The sequence below is a fragment of the Kitasatospora sp. NPDC001603 genome (assembly GCF_040298365.1).
In the GTDB taxonomy this organism is placed as follows: Bacteria; Actinomycetota; Actinomycetes; order Streptomycetales; family Streptomycetaceae; genus Kitasatospora.
On record NZ_JBEPAA010000171.1, the window covers coordinates 1 to 2,909 of the forward strand.

General features: G+C 75.7%; 1 protein-coding gene. It reads left to right on the forward strand.

Features of this window, described 5'->3' with window-relative positions:
- The coding region (locus tag ABT263_RS38585; RefSeq protein ID WP_352298590.1) for an SDR family NAD(P)-dependent oxidoreductase at nucleotides 1-2,909 on the forward strand (2,909 nt) is incomplete at both ends.

The window sequence follows — 2,909 nt, forward strand, 5'->3', positions numbered from 1 at the left end:
CAGCACTACTGGCTCCAGTCCGCCGCGACGGCGTCCCCCGTCGGTGGCGACGGTGCGAGCACGGCGGCGGAAGCGCAGTTCTGGGCCGCCGTCGAAGGTGGCGACCTGGCCCACCTCACCGAGGCGCTGGCCATCGAGGACCAGCAGCTCATCGAGGTGCTGCCCGCGCTGGCGTCCTGGCGGCGCCGCGAGCGGGACCGCTCGGTCACGGAGGCCTGGCGCTACCGGGTGACCTGGTCCCCGGCGACCGTCCCCGGCGGCCTCGCCCGGCTGTCCGGCCGGTGGCTGGTGGTGCTCCCCGCCGGGGAGACCGACGGCGATGTGGCCCAGGGCTGCGTGGCCGCCCTGTCCTCCCGCGGCGCCGAGCTCGTCTTCGTCGAGGTCCCGGCCGGGACGGTCGACCGGGCGGCTCTCGCCGCACTGCTCGGCGAGGCGCTGCGGGGCACCGGGGAGGTGTCCGGCGTGCTGTCGCTGCTGGCGACCGACGAGACCCGCCTGCCGGACCACCCGGTGGTGACCGTGGGCCTGGCCGCCACGCTGGGCCTGGTGCAGGCGCTGGGCGACGTCGAGGTCGTCGCGCCGCTCTGGGTCCTCACCCGGGGCGCCGTGGCCACCGCCCCGAACGAGGTGCTGACCAGCCCGCTGCAGTCCCAGGTCTGGGGCTTCGGTCGGGTCGTCGGACTCGAATACCCGGACCGCTGGGGCGGGTTGATCGACCTCCCGCCCGTCCTGGACGAGCGGACCGGCTCGCAGCTGGTGGCCGTACTGGCCGGCTGCGACGAGAACCAGGCCGCACTCCGCCCGGCCGGGATCGTGGGCCGCAGGCTCACCCACGCCCCCCAGCCGGCGGCGGCCGGGACGTGGCGGCCGACCAACGGCACCGCGCTGATCACCGGCGGTACCGGCGCGCTCGGCGGGCACGTGGCCCGCTGGCTGGTCGGACGCGGTGTGGAGCGCCTGGTGCTGACCAGCCGGTCCGGCGCCGGCGCCGCCGGTGTCGCCGCGCTCGCGGCCGAACTGGCCGCCCGGGGCGCCCGGGTGGACGTGCTGGCCTGCGACGCGGCCGACCGGGCCGACCTGGCCGGCCTGCTCGACCGGATCGCCACGACCGGACCCGCGCTGGGCACCGTGGTGCACACCGCGGCGGTGCTGGACGACGGCGTGATCGACGGCCTCTCGGCGGCGCGCCTGGAGTCCGTGCTCGCGGCCAAGGCCGCCGGTGCGGCCTACCTGGACGAGCTGACGGCCGACCTCGACCTGGACGCCTTCGTCCTGTTCTCCTCCGTGGTGGCCACCACGGGCGGCCCGGGCCAGGCCAACTACGGTGCGGCGAACGCCTACCTGGACGCCGTGGCCGAGAACCGGCGCAGCCGCGGCCTGGCCGCGCTCGCCGTGGCCTGGGGCCCGTGGGCGGCCGGCGTGGCGCAGGGCTCCGAGGCCGCCCGGCAGCGGCTGGCCCGCAACCAGTGGGAGGGCGTGATGGACCCGGACCTCGCGGTCCGGGCCCTGGGCGAGGCCCTGGACTGCCGCGACACCGTGCTGACCGTCACCAACATCGACTGGTCCGTCATCCTCGCGCAGCCGCAGCCGGCGGCGAGCCTGCTGACCGTCCCCCTGATGCGTGACCTGCCGGAGATCCACCGGCTGGCCGCCCTGCTGACCGAGGTCCCGGCCGCGCCGGTCGAGCAGGACCTGGTCCGCCGACTGGCCGGGATGAGCCGGGCCGAGCAGCGCCGGGTGCTGACCGAACTCGTCCAGGCCAAGGCCGCCCACGTGCTCGGCTACGCCTCGCCCGAGGCGGTCGAGACCAACCGCGCCTTCAGCGAACTCGGCTTCGACTCGCTGACCGCGGTCGAGCTGCGCAACGACCTCAGCTCCGCCACGGAGCTGCGGCTGCCCGCGACCCTGCTGTTCGACTACCCGACCGCGGCCGCGCTGGCCGACTACCTGGAGGCGGAACTGCTGGGGGCGGTGCCGGACGGCGCCGGGACGCCGGCGGCCGTGCCGGCCACGATCGCGGCCGACGAGCCGATCGCGATCGTCGGGATGGCCTGCCGCTACCCCGGCGGCGTGGTCGACCCCGACGGGCTGTGGGCGCTGCTGGCCTCCGGCGGAGACGGGATATCCGGCTTCCCGGACGACCGCGGCTGGGACCTGGAGGCGCTCGGCGAGTCCTCGTACGTCAGGTCCGGCGGGTTCGTCCAGGACATGAGCGGGTTCGACGCCGGCTTCTTCGGCATCAGCCCCCGCGAGGCGCTGGCGATGGACCCGCAGCAGCGGCTGCTGCTGGAGCTGTCCTGGGAGGCGGTGGAGCGGGTCGGCATCGACCCGGAGTCGCTGCGCGGCAGCGCGACCGGCGTCTTCGTCGGCGGCTACACCTCCGGCTACGGCTACGGCGCGGACATCGAGGGCATGGCCCACCTGATCACCGGCAACGCCACGAGCGTGCTGTCCGGCCGGGTCTCCTACGCGCTCGGGCTGGAAGGCCCGGCGGTGACGATCGACACGGCCTGCTCGTCGTCCCTGGTGGCGATGCACATGGCCGCCCAGGCGCTGCGCTCCGGCGAGTGCTCGATGGCGCTGGCCGGCGGTGTCACCATCCTGGTGTCCCCGGAGGGCTTCGTCGGCTTCAGCGAGCAGAGCGGACTGGCGGCGGACGGCCGCTGCAAGGCCTTCTCGGCCGACGCGGACGGCATGGGCTTCGCCGAGGGCGCGGGCGTGCTGGTGGTGGAGCGGCTGTCCGACGCGCGGCGCAACGGGCACCAGGTGCTCGCGGTACTGCGGGGCAGCGCGACCAACCAGGACGGTGCGTCCAACGGTCTGACGGCGCCGAACGGTCCGTCCCAGCAGCGGGTGATCCGCGCGGCGCTGGCGAACGCCGGCCTCACGGCCGCCGATGTGGACGTGGT